General features: G+C 68.0%; 20 protein-coding genes and 1 pseudogene. 12 read left to right on the top strand and 9 right to left on the bottom strand.

The genetic code is table 11. The features are described 5' to 3' along the window. Positions 1–29: 29 nt before the first annotated feature. Both ABZV58_RS26275 and xylB read left to right on the top strand, forming a co-directional pair. Complete coding sequence (locus ABZV58_RS26275; RefSeq protein WP_355002822.1) at positions 30–1034, top strand: zinc-dependent alcohol dehydrogenase family protein; 1005 nt, start codon at positions 30–32, stop codon at positions 1032–1034. Beyond that, positions 1031–2428: a xylulokinase gene (gene xylB, locus ABZV58_RS26280; RefSeq protein ID WP_355002823.1), complete on the top strand. Its 1398-nt coding sequence runs from the start codon at positions 1031–1033 to the stop codon at positions 2426–2428. Before ABZV58_RS26275 ends, xylB begins: the two co-directional genes overlap by 4 nt. An 86-nt stretch (positions 2429–2514) precedes the next feature. On the opposite strand, the gene ABZV58_RS26285 is transcribed toward xylB, so the two are convergent. Beyond that, positions 2515–4479 carry a tetratricopeptide repeat protein gene (locus ABZV58_RS26285; protein WP_355003089.1) on the bottom strand — a complete coding sequence of 655 codons (1965 nt, stop codon included), beginning with the start codon at positions 4477–4479 and terminating at the stop codon, positions 2515–2517. 114 nt (positions 4480–4593) lie between these two features. Further along, positions 4594–4878: pseudogene (locus ABZV58_RS26290) on the bottom strand (helix-turn-helix transcriptional regulator); the annotation flags it as partial. Between the two features lie 314 nt (positions 4879–5192). On the opposite strand from ABZV58_RS26290, the gene ABZV58_RS26295 reads away from it, so the two are divergent. Further along, positions 5193–7058, top strand: a complete 1866-nt coding sequence (locus ABZV58_RS26295; RefSeq protein ID WP_355002824.1) for a GMC family oxidoreductase — start codon at positions 5193–5195, stop codon at positions 7056–7058. Between the two features lie 104 nt (positions 7059–7162). Here the strand turns inward: ABZV58_RS26295 and ABZV58_RS26300 are convergent, their stop codons facing one another. Continuing rightward, the gene (locus ABZV58_RS26300; RefSeq protein WP_355002825.1) at positions 7163–7909 is read right to left on the bottom strand and encodes a hypothetical protein; all 747 of its coding nucleotides are present in this window, start codon (positions 7907–7909) and stop codon (positions 7163–7165) included. Between the two features lie 90 nt (positions 7910–7999). Here ABZV58_RS26300 and ABZV58_RS26305 point away from each other — a divergent pair, with 90 nt between their 5' ends. Beyond that, positions 8000–8590: a hypothetical protein gene (locus tag ABZV58_RS26305; protein ID WP_355002826.1), complete on the top strand. Its 591-nt coding sequence runs from the start codon at positions 8000–8002 to the stop codon at positions 8588–8590. An 84-nt stretch (positions 8591–8674) separates the two neighbouring features. Here ABZV58_RS26305 and ABZV58_RS26310 read toward each other — a convergent pair whose 3' ends face one another. Continuing rightward, positions 8675–9679: a PHB depolymerase family esterase gene (locus tag ABZV58_RS26310; RefSeq protein WP_355002827.1), complete on the bottom strand. Its 1005-nt coding sequence runs from the start codon at positions 9677–9679 to the stop codon at positions 8675–8677. A 200-nt stretch (positions 9680–9879) separates the two neighbouring features. Here ABZV58_RS26310 and ABZV58_RS26315 point away from each other — a divergent pair, with 200 nt between their 5' ends. The 3 genes from ABZV58_RS26315 (at position 9880) to ABZV58_RS26325 (ending at position 12553) form a co-directional block, all read left to right on the top strand. Continuing rightward, the gene (locus ABZV58_RS26315; RefSeq protein WP_355002828.1) at positions 9880–10554 is read left to right on the top strand and encodes a hypothetical protein; all 675 of its coding nucleotides are present in this window, start codon (positions 9880–9882) and stop codon (positions 10552–10554) included. 55 nt (positions 10555–10609) lie between these two features. Then, the gene (locus tag ABZV58_RS26320; protein ID WP_355002829.1) at positions 10610–10741 is read left to right on the top strand and encodes a hypothetical protein; all 132 of its coding nucleotides are present in this window, start codon (positions 10610–10612) and stop codon (positions 10739–10741) included. A 1167-nt stretch (positions 10742–11908) separates the two neighbouring features. Continuing rightward, entirely contained in the window at positions 11909–12553 is a 645-nt protein-coding gene (locus tag ABZV58_RS26325; protein WP_355002830.1) for a hypothetical protein, read from the top strand. Between the two features lie 52 nt (positions 12554–12605). Here ABZV58_RS26325 and ABZV58_RS26330 read toward each other — a convergent pair whose 3' ends face one another. Continuing rightward, positions 12606–13397: a hypothetical protein gene (locus tag ABZV58_RS26330; RefSeq protein ID WP_355002831.1), complete on the bottom strand. Its 792-nt coding sequence runs from the start codon at positions 13395–13397 to the stop codon at positions 12606–12608. A gap of 198 nt (positions 13398–13595) precedes the next feature. On the opposite strand from ABZV58_RS26330, the gene ABZV58_RS26335 reads away from it, so the two are divergent. Continuing rightward, positions 13596–14138, top strand: coding sequence for a TetR/AcrR family transcriptional regulator (locus ABZV58_RS26335; protein ID WP_355002832.1), 543 nt, complete (start codon positions 13596–13598; stop codon positions 14136–14138). A gap of 10 nt (positions 14139–14148) precedes the next feature. Here ABZV58_RS26335 and ABZV58_RS26340 read toward each other — a convergent pair whose 3' ends face one another. Then, positions 14149–15573 carry a DUF1254 domain-containing protein gene (locus ABZV58_RS26340; protein ID WP_355002833.1) on the bottom strand — a complete coding sequence of 475 codons (1425 nt, stop codon included), beginning with the start codon at positions 15571–15573 and terminating at the stop codon, positions 14149–14151. A gap of 184 nt (positions 15574–15757) precedes the next feature. On the opposite strand from ABZV58_RS26340, the gene ABZV58_RS26345 reads away from it, so the two are divergent. After that, the gene (locus ABZV58_RS26345) at positions 15758–16096 is read left to right on the top strand and encodes an MmcQ/YjbR family DNA-binding protein (RefSeq protein ID WP_355002834.1); all 339 of its coding nucleotides are present in this window, start codon (positions 15758–15760) and stop codon (positions 16094–16096) included. Between the two features lie 10 nt (positions 16097–16106). Here ABZV58_RS26345 and ABZV58_RS26350 read toward each other — a convergent pair whose 3' ends face one another. The 3 genes from ABZV58_RS26350 to ABZV58_RS26360 form a co-directional block, all read right to left on the bottom strand. Next, entirely contained in the window at positions 16107–17153 is a 1047-nt protein-coding gene (locus tag ABZV58_RS26350) for a hypothetical protein (protein ID WP_355002835.1), read from the bottom strand. Between the two features lie 486 nt (positions 17154–17639). Then, positions 17640–18563, bottom strand: a complete 924-nt coding sequence (locus ABZV58_RS26355; RefSeq protein ID WP_355002836.1) for a tyrosine-protein phosphatase — start codon at positions 18561–18563, stop codon at positions 17640–17642. Between the two features lie 140 nt (positions 18564–18703). Beyond that, complete coding sequence (locus tag ABZV58_RS26360) at positions 18704–21127, bottom strand: PEP-utilizing enzyme (RefSeq protein WP_355002837.1); 2424 nt, start codon at positions 21125–21127, stop codon at positions 18704–18706. Between the two features lie 164 nt (positions 21128–21291). On the opposite strand from ABZV58_RS26360, the gene ABZV58_RS26365 reads away from it, so the two are divergent. From ABZV58_RS26365 to ABZV58_RS26375, 3 genes are all read left to right on the top strand, one after another. Further along, complete coding sequence (locus ABZV58_RS26365) at positions 21292–22782, top strand: FAD-dependent oxidoreductase (RefSeq protein WP_355002838.1); 1491 nt, start codon at positions 21292–21294, stop codon at positions 22780–22782. 140 nt (positions 22783–22922) lie between these two features. Further along, positions 22923–24089 (top strand): 3-hydroxy-9,10-secoandrosta-1,3,5(10)-triene-9,17-dione monooxygenase oxygenase subunit, encoded by a 1167-nt coding sequence (gene hsaA, locus ABZV58_RS26370; protein ID WP_355002839.1) that lies wholly within the window; start codon positions 22923–22925, stop codon positions 24087–24089. A 2-nt stretch (positions 24090–24091) separates the two neighbouring features. Further along, the gene (locus ABZV58_RS26375) at positions 24092–24946 is read left to right on the top strand and encodes an alpha/beta fold hydrolase (RefSeq protein WP_355002840.1); all 855 of its coding nucleotides are present in this window, start codon (positions 24092–24094) and stop codon (positions 24944–24946) included. Positions 24947–24972: the final 26 nt, after the last annotated feature.

Here is a 24972-nt window from a genome sequence, read left to right on the forward strand (position 1 = left end):
GCACGACGCTCCGGGTGCAAGGTAGAGGGATGCGCGCGGTGGTCATCGAGACGCCAGGTCGTTGGTCCGTGCAGACCGTTCCGGATCCGGTCCCCGGTGCCGGCGCGGTGGTGGTGCGTGTCGCCGCGGTGGGTATCTGCGGCACCGACGCGCACATCGTGGACGGCGAGTTCCCGCCGACGCCGTATCCGATCGTGCCGGGGCACGAGTTCGCGGGCGAGGTGGTCGCCGTCGGCAACGAGGTGGTGGGCGTCGCGACGGGGGATCGGGTCGCGGTGGATCCCTCGCTGTTCTGCGGGGCTTGCCACTACTGCGCGATCGGCCGCGGCAATCTGTGCGAGCGCTGGGGCGCGATCGGCGACACGGTGGACGGGGCGATGGCCGAGTACGTCGCGGTGCCCGCCGCCAACTGCCACCGCCTGCCGGACTCGGTCTCGCTGAGCCACGGCGCGCTGGTGGAGCCGCTGTCCTGCGCGGTGCACGCCTTCGACGTGCTGCCGCGTGCGCTCGGCGCCCACTATCTGCTCTACGGCGCGGGCACGATGGGGCTGTTGATGCTCCAGTTGGCGCGGGTGGCGGGCGCGGCGTCGGTGTCGGTCGTCGATCTGAACACCGCGCGGCTCAAGGTGGCCGAGAAACTCGGCGCGGACGCGGTCGGGACCGAGGCCGAGAGCTTCGACCGTCCGCAGGGATGGGAGGTCGTCATCGACTGCACCGGCGCGATCCCCGCGATCGAGGACGGCTTGACCAGGGTCCGGCGCGGCGGGGTGTATCAGCAGTTCGGCGTCGCGCCCGGCGCGGCGACCGCCGCCTTCTCCCCGTTCCGCGTCTACAACGACGAGATCACGATCGTCGGTTCGATGGCGGTGCTGCACAGTTTCGGACGAGCGGTGGAGTTGATGGCCAAGGGCGTGATCGACGCCGACACCATGATCACCCACGGCTTCGCGCTCGACGAATTCGCCGACGCGCTCACGGCTTTCCGCGAGGGCGTGGGTCGCAAGATCCAGATCCGGCCGGACCGGTCCGGATGACGCGGGTGGCCGGGGTGGACAGCTCCACCCAGTCGTGCAAGATCGTCGTCTGCGACGCGGCGACCGGTGCGGTGCTCGAGCGAGGCACCGCACCGCATCCCGACGGCACCGCGGTGCCCGCCGAGGCCTGGTGGGACGCGCTGCGCGCCGCGGGCGACGGGCTGCTCGATCGGGTCGACGCGATCGCGGTGGCCGGGCAACAGCACGGCATGGTGGCGCTGGACGCCGACGGCGTGCCGCTCCGAGACGCGCTGCTGTGGAACGATATTCGCTCGGCAGCGGCGGCCGAGGACCTCGTTCGCGAGTTCGGCGGTCCGAGCGCGTGGGCCGATGCCGTGGGCAGCGTGCCGGTCGCCGCGTTCACCGTCACGAAGTTGCGCTGGTTCGCCGATCACGAACCCGATCTGGCCGACCGGGCCCGGCGAATCCTGCTGCCGCACGACTATCTGACCTGGCGGCTGCGTGGCCGCGACGCCGAACCCGTCACCGACCGCGGCGACGCCTCGGGCACCGGCTACTGGTCGCCCGCGGCGGAGAGCTACCGAGAAGATCTGGTATCTCTCGCTTTTCGTGAGCGCACACCGCTGCTGCCGAGGGTGCTCGGGCCCGCCGAATCCGCGGGCCGCACCGCCGCGGGCACACTGGTCGCGGCGGGCACCGGCGACAATGCAGGTGCCGCACTGGGATTGGGACTCGAACCGGGCGACGTCGTGATGTCCCTCGGCACCAGCGGCACCGTCTACGCGCGCGGCAGCGCTCCCAGCGCCGACCCCTCCGGCGCCATCGCGGGGTTCGCCGACGCGACCGGTTCGTTCCTCCCGCTGGTCTGCACGCTCAACGCGGCGCGCGTGCTCACCGCCTCCGCGCGACTTCTCGGTGTCGACCTGGCCGGACTGGAAGCCCTTGCGGCCCAGGCTCCCCCGGGGGCCGATGGACTCGTCCTGCTCCCCTACCTCACGGGCGAACGCACCCCGAACCTGCCGCACGCGGCGGGCAGTCTGCACGGTCTGCGTCCACGCACCATGCATCCCTGGCACCTGGCCCGCGCCACCTACGAGGGCATGCTCTGCAACCTGGCCGACGCCCTCGACCGCCTCGTCGCCACCGGCATCGCACCGCGCCGCATCCTCCTCATCGGCGGCGCCGCCCGCTCCTCCCTCGTCCGCGCGATCGCCGCGCAGATCCTCGGCCGTCCCATCACGATCCCCGAACCCGAGGAATACGTCGCCCTCGGCGCGGCCCGCCAAGCCGCCTGGGCCCTCGCGGGCACGCCCGCTCCTCCGCGGTGGCCGAGCCGCAGGGCCGTGGAAATCCACGTCTCCGCGGCGGGCGCGGCCACGGGGCAGGCCATCCGCGACACTTATGCCCGCGCCAGGGACGCCCTCTACGGTTGAGCGGTGCCCAGGGCCAAGTCGCGCCGCGCCCCTGTCCAATTCGTCGGACACAACACAAGGCCTGCACTTTCACGCACCCCCTGGAGTCAACTCGTTTCCGGGTAGTGCACGGACATCTCATCCAGGTGAGCTCGGACTTCCACGGCACCGGGAAGGTCGAGGTCGTCCAGCAGCGTCAGCGCAGACGACCAGTGTGCGTAAGCCTCGCCCCGCCGTCCCTGAACGATCGCCGTATCGCCGAGTCCGCGGAAGGCACGGGCCTCCTCGGCGCAGCTGCCACACATCCGGGCGACGCCTGCGGCCTCATGGAACCGAGCTTCCGCCGCGTCGACATCGTCGGACCGAAGATGCACCTCCGCGAGGGTATTGAGGGCCATTGCCAGATCGAGATCCAGCCCGAGAGAACGAAATTCGGCGATCGCCGATTCGAGATGGCTGGACGCCTCCGGCATGCGGCGCAGGGACGCCAGAGATCCGGCGATCTCACGCAGCATGATCGCCGCGTTTCGGCGCAGTGACGTCCGGCGGTATACCGCCAGCGCAGTCCTGCCCTTGTCGACCGAGGCGACGTAGTCCCCTTCCAGGTGGTGGATCCACGCCTGATGCCCCAGGGTGTGGCTGGCGCTCACCTCGTCGTCGAGTTCGGTGAAGAGCTCGAGCGCCAGCTCGTACTGGTGGGACGCCGGTTCCAGGTCCCCGCGCATCGCGTAGGCCAGTCCGAGGTTGTTCCGGGTGGTTGCCTCCCACCAGATGTTTCCGGAGCGGCGCGCGCATTCGAGTGCGTATTCGTGGGTCGAGATCCACGGTTCGAAGCGGCAAGTGAGGAAGAAGTATCCGCGCAGGATATGCGCCAAGTGCCAACAATACTCGTCGTCGCAGCGTTCGAATGCCGATCGGACCAACGAGACCAGCGCGGTCTCCTCTTCTTCGAACCATTCGAGCGCCGACGTCGCGTCGGCCATCGGGCTCACCCGCTCGAAGCGGTGCAAGTGGTCGGGCAACGGCATCCGATTGCGGTGCGGCGCGACGACGCTGTCCGCGGCATCGGCGAGACCGATATAGAGCTCGGTGAGTCGCCTCGACGCAGCATCACGCTCGTCCGACGACACCACGGCCGCCAACTCGTGGGTGCCCAAATCACGAAGCAAATCGTGCATACCGTAGCGCTCCCCGCCGCCAGGTGTGAGAAGGTGCACGTCCCACAGCTTGTCGAGTTGGCGCTCGGCCTCGACTACCGAGGTATCGCCGAGGGCCGCGACCGCCGCCGGTGTGAACCTTTGCCCGGGATGCAACGACAGGAGCCGGAACGTGCGGCGTTCCGGCTCGCCCAGCTCTCCGAGCGCGGCGCGCAGAACCACATCCACGCTCCGCTCCCCGTCCGTCAGCGCGCGAAGACCACCGGGTCGCGCTGTGAGGTGTTCACGCACGCCGCTCAGACCGAGATGCGGCTTACGCCGATACATCCCTGCCGCAACGTGAATCGCGAGCGGCAGATCGCCGCATCGCTCGACGACCTGCTCGACATCACGATCATCGCGCGGCTCACCCGCCGGATTCTCCGGCGGCACCAATTCCCGCAACAGATTCTGTGCGTCGTGGCGTCGCAGCGGAGGGAGGTCGATGTGCAGAGCCGCATCCAGAGCCGCGAGCCGGTGGCGAGTGGTGATGATCACCGCGCACTCGGGTGCGGACGGGATGGCTTGTTCGACCTGATCGGTGCTTCTGACATTGTCCAGCACCAACAGAATTCGTTTCCCTCGCATCCGCCCCTGGTAGAGCGCCGCGCGTTCGGCCATGGTCGCGGGCATCGTCTTGCCGTCGACCTGCAGGTGGCGAAGGAGCCACTCCAAGAGGTCTTCGCCGCGCGTCGGTCTCAGGCCGACCGTATCGCCGCCGAGATCCCGGTAGACGCAACCGTCTGGGAACGTCGAAGACAGTTCGTGGGCCGCGCGAAGAGCAACAGCAGTTTTGCCGACGCCCGCCATACCTCGGACGACGCCGACTTGCGCCGTCCTTTCCCGACGTTCCCTCGGCGACAGCGCCGCGATCATCGCGGATACCTCGGTGTCGCGACCGACGAGCAGAGGGGCCGGTGGTAAGCCGAGTTCCGCGAGTGACACCGTCCGTGCGGCGCTGACCGGTGGCTGCGGAATCGCTGCGAGCAAGGCGCCGCCGGTGCGGAGCACTTTCTCGCACGCCGCGGCGAACTCCGGGGAAACCGGTCGCTTGCCCGCCTCGATGCGGCTGACAACCGACTTGTCGCGATGGATGAGTTCGCCGAGCTTCTCCTGGGAAATCCCCCGCCGCTCACGCCACCGTTTGAGTTCGAGACCGAATGCCTGGCGTGGCGTCGGCGTCGCAGGACCGGCATCTCCCGATAGCGGCTTTCGGGGCGTGCTGCCACCTGTTTCGCGCCGTGACGATGTTGCGCGTTGCGGTTCGACTGGCATAGCGCAACCCCTCCTGTTCGCCGTCCGCACTACTCAAAATTGGCAGTTGCCAAGCGCATCCATTGTCGCCAACCGATCAGCGGCGGCCAAGACCCGAAGGGGAGCAGAGCAGTGCGAACAACGATCGACGCATTACGACGGCGGGGTAGCTGCACCGTAAGTAGCGGTGTAGACGGAAAGTACCTTCTCGGTCGAATCACCGCGCTGCTGGCCGGATTGGTTCTCGCCATGGGGATGGTGCTGGCCGCGAGCCCGGAGGCAGCTGCTCAGCCGCACCCGACCCCTGCGGCACCGGTCGCCTGGCAGCCGAATGGATGCAGTTCCCCCTTGGGGGACAGGCCTTTCGGTGGACCGAGCTTTCGTTCTGCCTGCAACCAGCACGACGCGTGCTATCACTACCATTCCGCCGACTTCTTCACCTGCAACGACCGCTTCGAACGGGACATGTTGCGAATCTGCGGCAACAACAGCGGATGCCGCTTCTGGGCTTTCGCCTACTCGGGCTCGGTCAAGACCCTCGGGTGGCCCTTCTACGCCTGCCGCTGCGATCCGGCCATCTGGCCCCACCAACGGTAGCCAGGCCCGCAAAACGCTTCTCGCACCATTCTTTTCATCGAGACGGACAGCTGAACATGGTCGAATCCTCTGCACGCGCGAAGTTCGATGTGGTCGTCGTCGGTAGCGGATTCGGCGGAGCAATGGTCGCGTATCGGCTGATCAACGCTGGTGCACGGGTACTGATGATCGAGCGAGGCGACTGGGTCGACCGAGGCCCGGCCTCCTGGCGACACGAGGCAACGCTCGAGATGACGCCGAGCTACGCGATGGACATCCCGTATCGCTGCGAACGTGGCGGGCACGGTACGAGAATCGGCAGCTACGCATGCGTTGGAGGGCCGTCGGTGTACTACGGCTGCGTCGCGATACGGTTTCGTGAGAAGGACTTCACCGGCGATCCCGAGATTGTGTCGACCTCCGCTGCCGCATGGCCATTCGACTACGACTGCATCGAGCCGTTCTACGGGGAGGCCGAGGAACTGTTCGGCGTCAGCGGCGACGACAGCGGAGACCTGACCGCGCCGCGACGGTCACGACCGTTCCCCCATTCCCCCGGTCGACTGGCGCCCATTTCGAGGCAATTGGCGGACGCGTCCGGCTCGATGGGCCTTTCACCGTTCCGTCTGCCGCTCGCGATCAACTACACCGCGACGACAACACAGGCGGGCTGCATAGCCTGCCGGACCTGCGACACCTACGCGTGCGCGATCTCTGCGAAGAACGACGTCGCGACGAGGATCATCGCGCCGCTGCTGCAGCGTGGGCTGACGTTGTGGACCAGAAGTGTCGCTGTCCGCTTGGTCGCGGACCGTGACCGGGTGCGACACGCCCTGGTGGTGCACCGCGACAAGCCCGAACGAGTCGCCGTCGAGGCCGACCGATTCGTACTCGCCGCAGGCGCTCTGGGCTCGCCTCATCTCGTGCTGGCATCGGAACTCGACAAGTTGTCACCGGCGCGTGCCGCCGTCGGCCGCTATCTGATGCGCCACGCGAACGCCATGGTCTATGGAGTGTTTCCACGACGTCCCGACCCGGAGCGCCGCTTCCACAAGCAACTCGCATTGCACGACTGGTACTTCGGCGATCCGAACGCCGCACGGCCGTTGGCCAAACTCGGCAGCGTCCAACAGATCATGACCCCGCCGCGACCACTCGTTCGGGCGTATCTTCCGGTGGGGACGAAGCGCGTGCTCGGCGCTATGACCGAACAGTTGACCGGTCTGCTGTGTATCGCCGAGGATCAACCGCGCCGGGAGAACGGCGTCCGCGTCGACTGGGCCACGCGGGACATCTACGGGTTGCCTCAGCTCGTCATCGATACGAGCTACTCGCCGCGCGACGAGCTCGCCCTCGGCACGCTTACCAGGCGGGCCCGCGCAGTGCTCGAGAAGACGGGCGCGACTTTCTCCTATACGCACCGGGTGCGTACGTTCTCGCATGCCGTCGGCACGCTGCGTATGGGAATCGACCCGAAGACATCGCCGCTCGATGAGCACTGCAAATTCCGCGGTCTGGCGAACCTTTGGGTGACCGACAGCAGCTCTCTGCCCATGTCGGCGGGAGTGAACCCCAGTCTGACGATCACCGCGAACGCGCTGCGCGCTGCGCAGTCGATCGTCTGACGTACCGAGCCGGCCACAACAACGACGCCCGTATTCGTCGGAGTGCTCGGTGGCCGGTCACGTTGTGGTCCGGTCGGCGAGCCGAGTAATACATTGCCACCGGATCAGTGCGACTCGAAATGGATCAACCGACCACCCTGCAGGTAGCCGTTGTTGAAATGCGCGGAGAACACCATCAGCGTCACGACACTCTTGCGGATCGCCTTCTTCTGTCGACGGTCGAAACCCTTCTCACCGATCCTGTCCAAGAACAACTGCGGCGCAGCTCCCGTACCGTACGTGGTGAGGCCAGCGAAACAAAAGAGCCGTTTCTTCGAATTTGCCGACCAGGCATTGCGCGAGCATATGACAACACAGAGATCACGAGTCGGGCGCCCGTCGACGAACTCGTGTCGATAATTCACTTCGGAGAAACCACCGATTCGTACCGTGCTGTTCGAAGCATCGATCGAAACCAGCGACGCGAGGCTCGGCCAAGTCAAGACATTGCGTGCACACTCGTTGGCATCCGGCCCGCCGAGCACGACCAGATCGTGATCACATTGGCTGGCCAGCCGCGCGGACATCTCTACTCGAAAGTCCTTGCGCGGATACCATTTTCCCAAGGCTGTGCCCACAGCGGCCAAGCCGCGAACCTCCCCTTCGGGGGCCAGCGTTCTGTGCGCGGCCGAAGTACCCCACCTCGACGGCGCGCTCGCGCCGGTCGTGCAGACGATATCGACGCGACACTTTTGACTGGAGTCGAAATCGATGAGCCTTCGCACACCGAAACCGCGAATCACCCGTTCGTAGAGAAGGGCGAGTACGGGCTGAAGACCAATGAATCCGAGGATAACCCCCACGATCTCCAATACACACCTCCGCTGGACACCGACCGCGCGGCGATGGTAAAGTTTTTACCCACAATGCGTGACACAACTCAGGCGATCAATGTATGCGCTATGCCCGATGCGCATACAGCGGACAAGATCCTCGATCTTGCCCAATCACTGAACGCAGCTGGGCAACTTTTTCACGTCGATGGTACATCCCGCCATCCGCATCTGACAATATTCATGTCCCAGTTCGCAACGACGAATATCGACTCCTATCTCGATCACCTGAACAGATTGTCGATCGAGGGCCCTGTGCACGCTTCCGCCTTCGGCCTCACATTGTCCGCGAACGGGTACCTGGAAATCGGGTACAACAAGTCGACGATTCTGGAATCACTGCAACGTCGAGTCGCAGAGGTCGCGAACGGCCTCTGGACGCCGAGCGGGGATCCGGAAGAATCCGGGGCCTCGGAGCTGGAGAACCGCTATGAACGGACAGCCGGGTACAAGTTGTTCGGTGATCTATACCGACCGCATATCACGTTGGCCGCCTACGCCCGCGTCCCCGAGTTGACTCTTCCGCCGCTCCGAGACTTCCGAGCGTTCGACTTCCGCTTCGACGAGCTCGTCGTGGGCCGAACCGATCAGTACGGCAGCGTGATAGCGGTCATCGACCGAATTCCGCTGCGATCCAAGCGATTCGGATACGGACCCTGATCGAATCGGTGCCCAGGCCGCTCCATCTCCGAAGCACTGACTCCCTGGACTTTCCGAAACGCTGGACGCATCGGGCCGTTGCCCTCAGCAGGCCTTCTGGGGACCGGTGAGTCGGTGTGCCATAAGCAAGTTCATCATCCGGCGCTGCAAGGTGAGTCCCGACGGTGACTGCATGAGCAGACCGCCGCCGATGCGGTCCGGTCCGAGGGGTGTGACGAATTGTGCTAGCTCACAGTCGCTTTCGATGTAGTGCTCGATGGTCGCGGGGACCGGATCCGCGGTGGTGGTGACCGCGGTCGGCATGTCGGCGAGGGTGAGGTTGCCCGCCAGCCGGTCGGCGCCGAGCCACTGCAGGATGTTGGCACGGCCGATCGGGTAGAGGCTGGTCTGATCCGCGAGGTCTTGCAGGAAGAAGGCCGGGACCGGGCGGGCCCGCGGGCCCATCGACGCGACGATGGTGGCGCCGGTGAGATCCGCTCCGGGCGGCTGCAGGCTCATGCCGTGCGGTCCACCCGCCATCGGGGCGATGGCGGCGTACAGATCCGGATACGCGGCCGCCATGACGGTGCTCATACCGCCGCCCGCGGAGTAGCCGCCGACGTAGACGCGGGCGCGGTCGATCCCGAACTCCTGGATCAGGGTTTCGGTGATGCCGGCGACGATCGAAGGCTCACCGGTGTCGCGCTCCTGGTTGGCGGGATCGAACCAATTCCAGCACCAGCGTTCGTTGGCCTCCCTGGTCTGGATCGGGTACGCGAGGACGAAACCGAGCTCGTCGGCGATCCTGGTCAGCGAGAAGCCGTTGTCGGCCAATTGCGCTTCGGGGTCGGTGCAGCCGTGCAGGTAGATCATCAGGGGTTTGCCTGCCGTGTCACCCGGCGGCACGTGCAGGTAGTAGCTGCGGGTGCCCGCCGCGTTGGTGTAGCTGCGCTCGGCGATATCGGCCGCGGACGCGCGCGGACTACCGAGGACGGCCAGACCCGAGGCGAGCAGCACGGCGACCATGGCCGCCAGCCGATTCCGAGAGACGACGCGGTCGATCAACTGCACTCCCTTACACGAAAGCACCAACGAGTAGTCGAGACTCACATCTCCGAGATCCTTCGATGCGGGATCGGGCTCTGCCGAGTACCAGCTCCATCCGAAGGATAACCATTCCAAATAGTGCGGGCCGGGATCACCGGGCGGTGACAGTTGCGGGTTGCCCCGAAAACTATGGTCACCGTGCGAATTTGGGTATGTACCCCGCCGGGGTACGCTGCGGTGACAGAGCGAGGAGAAGAGTGCGGATGATGTGGGTGGGTCGGCGGTTGCGGGCGGCGATGAGTGTGCTGCTGACCGCGCTGGCGCTGGTGCTGGTGGTGGCGTCGTGTACGTCGGAAGAGTCGGACTCCGGCGCGTCGGCGTCGAGCACGGTGACCAAGTCCGCGGTCAGCGCGACGAAGACGGAGACGCCGACGAGTTCGACTGCGGCGCCAGGCAATCCGGGTGGAGTGCAGGGACAGGACGGACCGCAGGCGGGGTCCGGCAACCCCGGGCAGGCCCAGCCCAACGCCAACTCGCCACAGCCGAACGCGCCCGGCACGGACAACTGCGGCGCGATCTACTGCGGCGCGCCCCTGGACAACTGCAGCACCGAGAACTGCGGCAACATCGGCGGCACCGACAACTGCGGCGCCATCTACTGCGGCGCACCCGGCACCGACAACTGCAGCACCGAGAACTGCGGCACGGGCGACTACGTGGAGTGCACGAACCGAATCGACTACGCGGGCGATCCCCGATCGAACGACGAGATCAACAGCATCGGCGTGCGAGAAGGCAAGTGCCCCGACCCGATTCGCCCCACCGTCAGCCCCAACCCCACCACCACAACCACCACGACGCAGCCGCCCACAACCACGTCCGAGGCCGCCACATCGTCTGCCACGCCGACGGTCACACCCACCTCAGCGGCGCAGTAGACACGCGCACGAAGTAGTCCGCGACGGACGTTCACGCGGCTTGCCCTTCTACGAGGTGCGGATCGAGACGAACGGACACAACCTCACCGTGGTCTTCGCGGACCTTCAGGTCGATTCCGTCGAAGCGGGACTCGCGCCCTTCGTTGTGCCGGATGAGGACAGCACCGATGCGGAATCCCGGCAATGACGTTCGTGCCTGCCGCGAATCGTCGGCGTCACTGGAGTGCGGCGAGAACTGCGTCGACGCGCTGAGAGCGGGCCGGTCAGTTCGACAACTGGAAGCGACTCGCACAGCTGCAGCGGATCGGCAGCCCCGGCACTCGGTTGCACTGCGATTGCTGGACGGGTCTGGCAGCTGTTCGAAACAAGTAGTCGATTACTCGCGTCGGCGTGTCGCGAGCGGCGAAGGCTTGACCTCGAGCACGGATCGAGCATGGACGATCCGGGTTGCGGAGGTGGTGATGACAAGCGGGGCGCGAGCGTTCCTCGTCGCCGTGACGGCGGGGGCGATCGGGGTCGGTCTGGCGCCGACGGCTGCGGCGACGCCCACTACCGACGCGCCCGTATCGCCGACGGAACAGTCCGGATGCTGTGAAACCTCCCCTGTCGAAACCTTCCCTGTCCCGCCGACGAGTTCTACCTCGGTCGTACCTCCGCCCACGCCGACGATCCCGCCGACGACTTCCGATCCTGTCTACGATCCGACTCTGACGGCGCCCGCGACCGCCGAGCGCGGCACACAGATCTTCGTGCAGGGTTCCGGCTGGCCTTGTGCAGCGGTGCGCGTCTCCCCGAGCTGGTCCGAATCGGTGGACACGCAGGTCGGCGACCGTTCGTTCGGTATTCGCGTCGCCGTATCCGAGGGGGCCGCACTCGGCGGTCAGACGATTCGGGTCGGCTGCGCCGCGAGCTCGTACGACCGTGTGGAACGGAGAACGGCGATCGAGATTCTCCCCGCGCAGATCGTCACGACACCGCCCACGACGGCGGGTCCGAGCGTCACGACCATCACTGAATCGTTGGTCGATTCGACAAGCGCTACGAGTTCGCCGACCACTCTGCCGGACGGCACAGAGAAGCAGGACAGTCGCCTCGCCGACGCGCTGGGCCTCGGCGCGTTCCTCTTGGCACTCGGTGGGGCGGCGCTCGTCACGCATCGGCGGCGCGGACGTCCTGGCCGTTCATCGCCCGAGCACACCCGCGATGCGCTTCCGCCGCAGGTTCGTGTGCAGGTGGTCGGGGATATGAGGCCGTCTATCCACGTTCGCGAGGTCGCCGGGCCCGCCGACGCACCAGCGGTACGAGTTCGGCTGACCGTAGGCGAGCCGCGGCTACAGGTAAGGGAGGTTCCGCGATGACGAGTCCGGCAACGATCACGGCTCGGCTGGCGCTGTTCGGCGGCGTAGCCCGTGAGGTCGTCGAAGACGAGCTGGCCACGCGCCTGCGTACGAGCGGTGTCGAGGAGCTGGCGCTGCGGCGAACGCCGGTGGTCGCGGCGGGCCTGCGGTCCACGGCGCTGGGTGAGGTGGTCAGGACGGTCGACGAGCTGCTCGACATCGACCTCGGCGGGATCGCGGTCGCGGGGTGGCGCCGCTACGAACGGCTGCGCGACGCCGCGCTGCGAACCCGCGCGGGCGGAGTCGAGCGGGTCGAGTTGTCCGCACACGAAGTCACCCGGACCTGCTGCCCGCGCCTCGAGGTCGTCGTCGGTGAGAACCCGGTCGGCGAATTCTCGCTGGAACTCGATGTGGCAGTGCTTGTTCAGCCACTCGTGGCCATCGTTCGCAATGGCATGCTCTTGGCTTTGGGCCCCGGTGACTGCACCGTGACCGTGTCGCTCGGCGCGCCGGAAGTCGGGCCGATCATGAAGCGGGAGCGCGTATTCAAGGTGGCGAACGTGGTCGATCTGCGACGGCCGATCCCGCTACTTCGCAACCAGCCCGGACCGGCTCCCACATCGCCGTCCGGCGGTTTGCCCCGACCGGTGTCGCATCACTGAGCCGGTCGACTGGAAGGACGGAGATTCGGCTACCGCGTTGTCCGCTTAGTCCTCACGACGTGGCCGCGACCGGCGCCGCCGCGATCATCCAGTTGCTGAACTCCACCGCCAGATGCCACTGGTGTTGGCGAATGAGCCTGGCGGGCACGCTGGCTGGGAATTGCACGGTCAGCAGGGCCTCGAGTGTGCCGTCGCGATCACGGAACTGATGGCGCACACCGCCGATGACAACACCGTCGTCGAGCAGGGCTTGGCCCGCGATCTGGATGGGGTAGCCGGGATCGATCGGTATGGTGAGGCTCTCGGTCTTTGCGTAGTCGATGAGGAACCGCGACACCGCCGGTGATCCGCCGGTTGTTTCGACGACTTCCTGACGTCCGTCGGGCAGGCCGCGCAACAGGTAGTGGTCGGGGCAGGCATCGATCATGTCGGTTTCGGCGTTGGCAGCGGTCAGATTGTCGAACCACGCGGCGAACCGCTCGACGGAGAAGCCCGGTACTTCCAGACGAGTGATGGCGTGTTTGGTCCGTCCCCGGCTCGCGGCGACACCGATCCGAGTCATCCGCTCGGAAAGAGCCAGCTCGCGCCCGACCATCGCGTAGACACCGGCATGACCCAGCCGCGTCTTCAGCGTCGTCAACGCGGATCGCCGCACGTCGAGCGGAGCGCCGCGCAACTCATCGAGGGCGCGGTCGGGCATGAGTTCGGCGATACCGCGACGTCCCATGCGTGCGGCGAACTTCTTCAGCACCGCGTCGGCCCGGCGTGATTCCCAGGCCCGCACCTGTTCGCGCGAGACCGCTTCCTCGCCCACGATCGCACGAATTTCGATGGACTCGACCATGGTGGTCCTGCCTCTCCAGCCTTATTAACGCTACCGATTCTGGCTTTAAGTATGGGAGCTAGTATCGACTAAACGCAAATCGAAATAGCTTTTAGTCGAGTGGACAGGGCCATGAACCAGCGCGGACACGATCCCGAGAACAAGCAACCCGTGACGCCACCGGCTCCGCGCAAGCGGACCGGGGGACGCTCCGCTCGAGTGCGTGAAGCCGTACTCACCGCGACCCTGGATCAGGTCGTCGAACACGGCATCGAGGGTTTGACCATCGGCGACGTCGCCGCCCGAGCCGGTGTCGCCGAGACAACGATCTATCGACGCTGGGGAACCCGCACCGCCCTGATCGCCGAGGCGGTCACCGAGATGGCGGCCGTGGGCAATCCCGCACCCGACACCGGAACTCTGCGCGGAGATCTCCAACAGCTCGCCGAGCAGATCTCAGACCTGATAACCCGCCCCGGCATCGCGCGACTGCTCGGCACCACCATCGCTCTGTCCGCCGACCAGGGCGTGGCCGCCGCGCGCCACCGCTTCTGGAACGAGCGCTTCGAACGGACCTCTCACGTCATCGGCAGGGCCGTCGACCGTGGCGAACTATCTGACGAGGTGGACCCCCGTGAGGTCCTCGAAACCCTCTCCGCCCCACTGTATTTCCGTCTCCTGGTCAGCGACCAACCCCTCGACAGCGCCTTCGTCACCCGCTGCATCGACCACACCCTGACTCTGTACAGCGCGTCGAAATGACGACACGCGCTCAGGAGACCTTCTCGAGCGCGGGCGGTTCCCATTTCCCCTCGACCGCTTCGGTTTTCGGGGCGTAGAGGCGCATGGTCAGTGAGAACTTTCCGGCGGCGGGGATCGGCAGCCAGTTGCCGGCGGGCACCGCGGGCCCGGGGTCGGCGTTCTGCACGGCGATGTCGGCCGATCCGTCGGCGTTCTTCGTGATCGGGATCTGATGGCCGACGAAGTAGATGTTCGCCGGGTTCGGGATCAGGAAGCTGTCGGCACCGTAGGCGGTGATGGACCAGAATGCGTCGACCGGTGGGAGTTGGTCGGCGGAGAAATGCAGCCGGAATCGCTGGGCGGCACCGTCCGTGTCGGCCGTGCCGGTGAAGGTCGGATACAGCGCGTCCTCGGGGAGATTCGCGCCGAGGGCGAAGTACGAGGTGCTGGCGCGCAGCGGATAGTTCGTTCCGTAGTCGCCGAGGTCGGTGGAGTACTTCCAGCCGTTGGCGTTGTGGCTCCCCGGGTCCCGAAAATCGGCGATCTGCTTCTTGCCTGCCTGTACGCCCGCGTCGAGAACGCCCGCTTCGGCGGTCGGTGTGCCGCCCGGGGTGATGCCAAGGGTCGCGAAACGACGCACGGCGGGTTCGTCGTCCGGGGTGGGCGGATTGGCCGTCATCAGCGCGGAGAGCACGGCGAAGAAACTCGGCCCGTCCATGTCGGCGACCTCGCGGGACGGGTTGGCCGACAGCCGGCTCTCGTCGGCGACAATGCTCGGGGTGGCGAGGCCGGGGTCGGCCTGCCAGACGCTCAACGGCGCGAGTTTCATCTTCTCCTGAATCGCCCGCACCGCAGCGATGTCGGCGTCGCCGTCGACTTGCACGCGGCCGATCACCCAGACGGTATTGGTGGGCATCGTCAACCGCGTCATGCCGGAGGGAACCTCACCGGACCACTCCGGCCCGGTCAGCAGGTAGGTGAACGGCGGAGTCTGTTGCCCCGATTGCACGTCGGGCCGCACGCTGCTCGGATTGTGCACCGTGTTGGTCCAGGCGTCGAGTATCTGCATCAGCCAGTAACGATCCGGCTCCATCTCGGGGACCTGTAGCACCAGCGGCTCGGGCCGCAGATCCAGCCACGCCTGCGAATAGAGCGTGTCGAGATTCACCCGGACCACCAACCGGTCGTCGGGTGTCGGCAACTGATCAGCGTGGATGAAAATGTTCGGTGGGCCCGCCGCGGCACGTGTCGCGTCCATCAACACGAGCGGGTAACCGAACACGTAGGCGTCGGCCGCCACCGCCGTCGGATCATCCGAGGGCGACGTGCCGGTCGTCGCGGTAGTTCCACTGCTCTGCTCGTCGGAATCGCATGCGCTCAACGCGACACCCGCCGCGAGCGTCACACCGATTCCGAGGAGTGAACGACGGTTGACCACACCGAATCCATCCGACACGGACGCCTCCAACGATTCGTCGACAGCACTGGCACGTCACACGACACTCCATCTAGCACACAACCGGCAATCGTCAGCGATTAGACGCTAACAAAGCCGACCGAGAACCGGCGGAGAATTCGCGACAGCGCGTGCAGCCCCGGTGGCCCGCCGGATGTCGGTGACGCCTGGAAGGATTCCGGGCATGAGTGCCACCGGGGACGATGTCCGTACCTATGCCTTGTCATTGGCGGAGACGGGCGAGCAGTTCGCTTGGGGGATGCCGATTTTCCGGGTGGCGGGGAAGTTGTTCCTGACGTTGCCGGAGAACGAGACGTCGATGGCGGTGCGCTGCCCCGCGGTCGATCGGGACGAGCTGGTGGTGGCGGAGCCGGAGAAGTTCTGGATCGCGGCGCACGAGGCGAACAATCCGTGGATTCGGGTGCGGCTCGCGGCGCTCGACGATCGGGAGGAGCTGGAAGCCATCGTGCTCGACTCGTGGCGGCAGGCCGCGCCGCGGCACCTGCTCGACGACGCGGAGTGAACGACTCGAATCACTTGCGGCTGAGGCAGATCGTCGCACCGTTCGTCACGCCCGAATCCAAGGTGATTCGGGCTGGGCTTTCGGCCGGGCAGACGCCGTCGTCGGACTCGTGCCGCTCGATCACCCGATGGGTGGCCGCGGGCTGGGCGCAGTCGAGCAGTCGCGTCTGTGCGGATCCGCCGCTCTTGTCGACGGCGATGCAGTCGCCGGCCTGCGCGTACGCCGAATCGTTCTGCGAGACGGGGCCCAGACAGATCACCAGAACCAGGTCCGTCTTGTCGCTGTGCGTCATCGAGGACGCGTTGGCGCCCGTGACACCGGGGCACTCCGGCCGTACCGGCCTCTGATGCACGACGCCCACCGTGAGGATACGCAGGTGCGAACCCGGTTGGTCGCAGGACATCAGGACCGTCAGATCCTTGCCGGTGCAGTTGCCGACCACGGCATTGTCGAGGTCCTTCGGATCGGTCGCCACCGCGCACACCACAATGGCTCGGCCGCCGAGCGAGGAATGCGCGAAGGCCTGCCTGGCTTTCGGTTGATCACGGCACGCCCGGTCGGTGACCGGTACCCGTCGATGCAACTCGGTGCCGACGACCCTGGACGCGAGGACGTTCGACCCGCAAGGGATGCGGGTTATCGTCTCGCCCGCATTTTTGACGGTGACGCAGTCATCCGCTTGGAGGGCGCCCGGGTCGTCGTTGTTGAACCGGGTCGGCGCCAAGCAGAGCACCACCTCGGGCTGCGCGCCCGAGGCGACAGGTTCCGCGATGGCCTTGGTGGCGTCGGCGTACTTCACGCACGCCGACTCCAGCGGCCACACCACGGCTTCCCGTGCGACGATGCGGTACAGCGCCTGACTGTCGGCGCAGCCGTATTCGATGGGCACACCCGTGCCGAGCGCGACACACTCGTCGACGGCCAGCGCCGCGGGCTCCGAGCGCTTCAGCTGGTAGCCGACGAGCACCGCGGCCGCGGCCAACAAGACCGCCGCGCCGAGCGCGAGCAACACCAACTTGCGCCGCTCCGATGATCCGCCACTGTCGGCCGGGTTCACGCGCGACGGTTCCGGCCACACGGCCGTGTTCGCCGGCGACGGGTCCGGACGAACGGCCGACGGCGCGGGTGACGCACCCGGCGCTACCGCCGTGTTCGGAGGTGATGGATCCGGCGCAGCGGCCGCGGGCATGGATGAGGAATCGGCCGATTCCACCGGTGACGACACCACCGGATCGTCGGCATGATTGTCCGCCGGGTCGCGCAAGATCTTCCCCCACCAACTGAAAAGCAACTACTCGGAACCCCCCGCGAGCGCGGAGAAGTTGATCTTAGCCCGACCGCGGTTCTGTGTCGTGCCTTGTCGGAAACTGCTCGCCTGGAGGCGATTTGGGCTCGGCTGCCATTTGAGAGGATGTTTGTGCCTACGCCTTGTCGTTGGCGGAGACGAACGAACGACAGCACCGCCGCCCTGTCCTAGACCAGGGCGGCGGTGCTCTCACGAACTCAGCGCTCGATCAGCTGTTCTGCTCGATCAGCGACTTGCTCAGTGCTTGGTCAGCAGCTTGGACCGCACCGCTTCGAGGGTCGCGTTGTCGATGCCGAGTCCCTCGCTCAGGAAGCGATCGAAGGAACCGTAGGACTGCTGGACCTGGTCGAAGGCGGCGTCGAGGAAGCTGCGGTCGACGCCGACGATCGGCTCCCAAAGCGCCCGATCCTGGACGAGCCCCTGCTGGACGAGGGCGTCCAGCAGGTGCTTGTTGCCCGCGGCGAGGTTGTCGTTGGACTCCAGGAAGTCGTTGTAGATCTGGCCCTTCGGCACATCGAGCGCGCTCATCAGGATGGCGGTCATCCAGCCGGTGCGGTCCTTGCCCGCGGTGCAGTGGTACAGCACCGCGCCCTGGGCGCCCGCGATCTCGCGGAACGCGCTGGCGAACTGGCCGCGAGCGGTCGGGTCGGTGACGAACCAGCGGTAGTAGGTGCGCATGATCTCGGCGGCCTTGCCGTCGCCGAGCACCTCCTGCTGCTTGGCCGGGCCGGCCTGGATCAGCCCGGACACCATGAGGAAGAAGTCGTTGGCGGGGTCGTAGACCGGCAGCTCGGTGCGGCGGATGCCGGACGGGAGCTTGTCGGGATCGCGGCCCGCCTCGGTGGGGCTGCGGAAGTCGATCACCTGGGTGATGCCGAGCTCCACCAGCTTCTGCTGCTCACCCGCGTCGAGTTTGGCGAGCGCGTCGGTGCGGTAGACGACGCCGTTGGCGACGCGGTTGCCGCGCTTAGCCGGGTAGCCGCCGATGTCGCGGGCGTTGGGCGCGTGCGCCAAGCCCATCGGGCGGTCGGCCTTGCCCGGCGATTCGAGGACGGGGACGGCCGGGCCCGCCAGGGCGGGGGCGCCGGTGACCGGCAGGACTCCGAGCAGTACCGCGGCCGAGGCCGCTACGACACCGCGCATCGCGCGTGAAATGGTCACGGAAAGAGTTCCTTTCGTTCATGGACCCGGTTCTGCACGGTGGGCCCAAGTGAGCACGGCACCGCCCCCGCTCCGCTTACCCGGACGCGGCGGTACCGTCGTTTCCGCCCGAATCGCCTCCGGGACAGAGTTATTCGTGATCAGTCGGCGAGCAGTGTCACGGTGCCCGCCGCGCCGTCGACCCGCACGCGCTGCCCGTCGGACAGGCTGGTGGTCGCGGTCTTGGTGTCCACCACGCAGGGGATGCCGAATTCGCGCGCCACGATGGCCGCGTGCGAGGCGGAACCGCCGATGTCGGTGACCACCGCGGCGGCGTAGGCGAACATCGCGGTGTGTCCGGTATCGGTCACCGAGGCGACCAGGATGTCCCCGGGTTCGATGTCGTCGTCGAGCGAAAGCACCAGCTTCACGGTGCCTTCCACCACGCCGGGGCACACACCGATACCGGTGAGGCTCTCGTCGGCGGCGAGCGCGCCCGCGTCGGCGACCGGTTCCCACTGTCCGGCAACGACATCGGGCATCCGGATGTCGCGCAGGCGTTTGCGCTCGGCGCGGCGGCGCTCGACCCGTTCGGCCGCATCCGCAGGGAGACAAAAGATTTCGTCCAGGCTCAGGTAGCAGACGTCGTCGACCTCGCGCAGCTTGCCGGAGGCGATGAGCCGGTCGGCGCGTTCCCGCACCGCCATACGCAGGCAGTGCGTGATGCGGACGACGGCGTCGCGGGCCCGTTCCCTGGCGACCGTGGCGCCTGCCGCCATCCGGGCGGTGCGGCTCGGCGCGGCGTCCACGGGTTCGCGTGTGGGCGCGGGCATTTGGGCGGCCCGCGCGGCAGCGGTGACCAGCAACGAGGGACGGTCGCCGAAGGTCGGGTTGATCAACTCGCATTCGCCGGGGCCGCGGTGGCCGATGCGCGCCAGTTCCTCGTCCAGCGCCGCGGCGAACGCGGGCGAGGCGGCACGCGCCGCCGCGACGTCACCCGTGCCCGCGACCTCGCGCAGCGCCGAGTCGGCCCGGCAGAGGGCGGCGAGCCGTTCCACCGCGAGCATGGGCTTGGCCGACTCCAGCCGGTTCAGGTCGATCGGGACTTCGCCCGCGTTTTTGCCGCGGGCGTGCACGGCGGTGGCCGCGCCGGTCATCATGACGCCGATGGAGGCCGCCTGCCAGGCCTGGTGCAGCCGGTCGCGCCAGAGCAGCGCGCGCACGTGCAGTTGCTCGTCGGTGAGTTCGGCGATCTGTTCGGCAGTCAGCGCCTCGGCGTGCGAGGCGGCGTTGATCAGTTCGGCGGTAGCGGCGAAGCGGCGGGCGGTGGCGATGACCCGGGCCGTGGCCCGCGCGGTGGCCGCGGTGCTCGCCAGACCCGTTGGCATCGGCGGCTTCCCGTGCGGCTGGAGCGGGATCTCGTCGGGGATGTTGCCGTAGGCGTCACGACGGATGCTCTCCTCGTCCCAGCCCGGCATGTTCTCGGCGGCGAGCACGCCGATCGAGGCGTTGATGTAGATGTGGTGGCCGAGCACGGTGGTCACCCGGCTCGTCCAGTGCTCCAAGGCGATTCCGTCGAGCGCGATCATGGTGCCCATCGCCTCGTTGGCGAGCCGGATGGCGCCCGCGTGCAGGTCGATGGTGAGTGGCGTCATCGGGCCGGGCAGCGCCTCGGAGGTGTTGGTCGCGGTGTGCACCGGATAGCGCGGGTCGACGCGGTCGTCGAACTCGCCCTCGAGGCCCTCGGGCGCGACGTCGACCAAGCGGTGCCGGTCCGAGGTGGCGGCACGCGAGGGAATCACGTGCGAGGGCAACGGAATCGCGCCACTGCGTGTCCGGAAGGAACCGCCCGACGGCTTGCGCCCGACCAGTCCGCGCACCAGATCGGCCGCCGTCTCGGCAGCGCTCCAGCCGCAGCGGAAGCCCCAGTCCTCCTGCGCCGCCGTGGAATTCAGTAGCGGCCTGCGCGCGGACCAGCCCGGCACCCAGGCGGAGTAGCGCACCTTGGCGGCGTGCATCATCGCGCGCACTTCGTCGGTGCTCACCAGGCCCGGCGCGGCGAGCTCGATGACGCCGAGCCGCGGCGAGGTCGCCGCGAGCACCAAGAAGCGGTCCAGATCGTCGCTGTGCAGCAGCTGGAAGCCGCCACCGGACTTGGCGCCGAGGATCGGTTCGAGCGCGCGCCGCGTCTCGTGACCGATGCGGCGACCGGCGACCAGCGCGGTGCGGATCAGCAGGTGGTCGGCTCCCGATGCCCGAAGGCGCTCGGCGACTTCGGATTCCGGCACACCGGCCGAGCGCGCCCCCGCGACGACCGGAACCACCACGCGCGCACCGGCGTCCCGCGCCGCCGCGGCCACCGCGCCGACGGCGGGACCGGCCAGGTGGACGACGGTGTCGCACCCCGCGACGGCACGGGCGCAGGCCGCGACGTCGGCCGGATCACCCGCGGTGAACCGCACGCGGGGGTCGACGAAGCGGTGCCACCGGCGATCCAGACCGGCCACGTCGTGCCCGGCGGCCAACAGCATGCGCGCCACCGCCCGACCGCTCGGTTCGGTGATTCCGGTGATCAGGACCCGCATCGATATCCTCTCCTCACTGCGCCACCCACAAACGTGACGCCGTTCACACACCTTTGCCAGTGCGTGACCGCCCCATCCGGTTCAGTCCCACTGAGCGGGAGGGGCCTATCGGCCACCGAGATGACCGGTGTCCGGGCGCCAGGCGAGGGGCGAACGTCGCAGGTATGAGGGAAACTCTGGGCGCGGCGGCCCGGTCGGTCGCACCGCGGGCGGCGGCGGAGGTCGGCGCCTACGACATCGACACGGACGTCCTCGTCGTCGGCTACGGATGTGCCGGAGCCGCAGCGGCTTTCGAGGCGGCCGAGGCCGGCGCGCGGGTGCTGGTGCTGGAACGCTCGGGCGGGCCCGGCGGCGCGTCGGCGATGTCGGGCGGCGAGATCTACCTCGGCGGCGGCACACCCATCCAGCAGGCCTGCGGCTTCACCGACACCCCCGAGCAGATGGCGGCGTTCCTGCGCGCCGCGCTCGGCCCCGGCGCGGACGAGGCGAAGATCGAACGCTACTGCGCCGACAGCGTCGCGCACTTCCATTGGCTCGTCGCGCGCGGCGTGCCGTTCAAGCCGAGCCTGTGGGACGCGCCCGCCTGGGTGCCGCCGACCGACGACGGACTCATGTGGCTCGGCGAGAACAGCTGGCCTTTCACCGAACTCGCGACGCCCGCCCCGCGCGGGCACCGGCCCGCCGCCAACGATTTCGGCGGCCGACTGCTGATGGAGGTGCTCACCGCGGCAGCCGAAAATGCCGGTGCGCAAGCGCGATTCGACAGCTACGCGACTAATCTGATCCGCGCCGAGGACGGCACGATCACCGGCGTCGTGGCGCGCCGCTACGGCCGCGAGTTCACCGTGCGCGCGCGGCGCGGCGTCGTGCTCACCACGGGCGGCTTCGTCGACGACGACCGGATGCTGGCCGCGCACGCCCCGCGGCTGCTGCACCACACGAAGGTCAGCGCGGGCACCGACGACGGCGGCGGCATCCGGATGGCGCAGGCAGTGGGCGCGGCGGTGCGCCACATGTCCGCGGGCCAGGTCGGCATCGCGTTGATTCCCGGTTTCGCGGCTCGCGGCATGGTCGTCAACGGCCGCGGCGCGCGTTTCGTCAACGAGGACACCTATCCCGGCCGTATCGGTCAGGCCGCGCTGTTCCGGCAGGACATGGACGTCTGGGTGGTGCTGGACGAACAGGCCTACGAGGCGGTGCCCGAACCGCAGCGCTGGGGCGTGCGTCCCACCCACGTCGCCGAGACCGCCGCGGAACTCGAACAGCTGCTCGGCACGCCGCCCGGCGCGCTCGCCGCGACCATCGCGCGATACAACGCATTCGCCGCGCGCGGAACGGATCCCGACTTCCACAAGGCGCCGCGCTGGCTGCGTCCGCTGACCCCACCACTGGCCGCCATCGACGTGCGCGCCGGTGTGCGCCCGCCCGCGGAGACCGGCGACCGGCGCGGCACCGGCGCGTCGGTGTTCACCCTCGGCGGCCTGCACACCACCGTGGACGGGGAGGTGCTCGATCTCGGCGGCACGCCGATCCCCGGCCTGTTCGCCGCCGGACGCGCCAGCTCCGGCCTGCACGGTGAGGGCTACGTCAGCGGCACCTCCCTCGGCGACGGCACGTTCTTCGGCCGTCTCGCGGGCCGCGCCGCCGCCCGCTGAGTGCGGGGAACTCCAGCTCACACGGTTCCGATCACCGGGACTGACTCCACCGGACGAGGGGCGGACGGCCCTACCGTCACCACCATGGCGGGGCCGCGCAGGCGGTTCCCTGCCCGACGAAACACAGGAGGACACCCGTCATGACCAACAAGGTGCTCGATCGGGTCCGGGACCTGCTTCCGGCGATCCGCGAACGAGCCACGGACACCGACGCGCTGCGGCGGGTTCCGGTGCAGAGCGTCCGGGAGCTGACCGAGGCAGGCGTGTTCCGGATGCTGCAGCCCGCCCGGTTCGGTGGTGACGAGTCCTCCCCCGTGGCCTTCTACGAGGTGATCCGCACGATCGCCTCGGCGTGCCCGTCGACCGGCTGGGTGTCCTCGGTGCTCGGCGTGCACCCGTGGCAGCTGGCGCTGTTCCCGCTGGCGGCGCAGGAGGAGGTGTGGGGCGCCGATCCCGACACGCTGATCTCCTCGTCGTACGCGCCGACGGGCCTGCTCACCCCGGTCGAGGGCGGCTACGAGGTGAGCGGGCGGTGGAGCTTCTCCTCCGGCTGCGACCACGCGCAGTGGGCGTTCCTCGGCGCGCTGGCCCCCGACGAGAACGGCAAGCCGAGCGACTACCTGACGATCCTGGTGCCGCGCGCGGACTACGTCATCGACGACGTCTGGCACGTGGTCGGCCTGTCCGGCACCGGAAGCAACGACATCGTCATCGAGAAGGCGTTCGTGCCGCACCACCGCGCCTACAGCGCCACCGAGCAGTCGCAGCTGCGCGGACCCGGCCAAGAGGCGAATCCCGCCGCGCTGTACAAGATTCCATTCGCGGGTGTCTTCTCCAACACCATCACCGCGCCGATCATCGGCGCCGCGCAGGGGGCGTACGAGGCCCACATCGAGCGGATGCGCGAACGGGTGCGGCTGTCCTACGGCGGCCAGAAGGTGGCCGAGGATGCCTTCGCCCACGTCCGGGTCGCGCGCGCCGCCTCCGAGATCGACGCCGCGATCCTGCAGATGGAGCGCAACATCGGCGAGCAGCTGCGCTATGCCGAAGCGGGCGAACCGATTCCGGACGAGGTGCGCCTGCGCACCCGCCGCGACCAGGTGCGCGGCACCGAGCGGGCGATCCAGGCGATCGAACTGCTCTTCGACAACTCCGGCGGGCATTCGATCCGCAAGCCGAACGCCATCGAACGGCATTGGCGCGACGCGCACGCGGGCAGCGTGCACGTCATCAACGATGTGGAGCGCGCGCTGGCCATGTTCGGCCGCGGCGAGTTCGGCCTGACGGTCGAAGATCGGATGGTGTGACCGTGGCGCTCACCGCGGCGGACACCACCCGCTGGGTGGATGTCGACGGACTGAAACTCCGCTACCACGAGGCGGGTTCGGGTCCGCCGCTGGTGCTGCTGCACGGCTCCGGCCCAGGCGTGTCGGGCTGGGCCAACTTCGGCGGCAATCTCGCGACGCTGTCCGAGCGCTTCCGCTGCCTGGTCCTCGACCAGCCGGGCTTCGGCGCCAGCGCGCGCCCGGAAACATACGACCGCAACTATCTTCGCATCGCGGCCGACGCGGTGCTCGGCCTGCTGGACAGCTTGGAGCTGCCGAGCGCGCATGTGCTGGGCAACTCGATGGGCGGTGCGGTGGCCACCCTCTTCGCCCTCGAGCACCCGACACGGGTCGACCGGCTGGTACTGATGGCGCCGGGCGGGGTCGGCGTCAACGTGCTGGGTCCCGAACCCTCCGAAGGCATTCGGCGGCTGCTCGACTTCACCGCCGACCCGACGCGCGAGCGGGTGCTGTCCTGGTTGCGCACCATGGTCTTCGACGAGCGGATCCTCACCGAGGAGCTCGTGGACGCGCGCCTGGCCGCCGCGGCCGAACCCGCGGCTATCGCCGCCCTCCGTGACGCGTACGCGACGTTCGCCGATCCCGCACTGGCGGAACGGGTTCCGCTCTGGGCGCGGCTGCGCGGTCTGCGCAACGAGGTGCTGATGCTGTGGGGTCGCGACGATCGAGTGACCCCTGTCGAGGGCGCGCTGCTGCCCTCACGGCAGCTGCCGAACGTCGATTTGCGGCTGTTCGGGCGCTGCGGACACTGGGTGCAGATCGAACGCAAGGCGGCCTTCGAACGCGCCGTCACCGATTTCCTCCAGCACGGTCTGTAGGCCGGACGGTGCGGGCGTGCCCACAC

Source organism: Nocardia sp. NPDC004654 (genome assembly GCF_040609595.1).
GTDB lineage: Bacteria > Actinomycetota > Actinomycetes > Mycobacteriales > Mycobacteriaceae > Nocardia.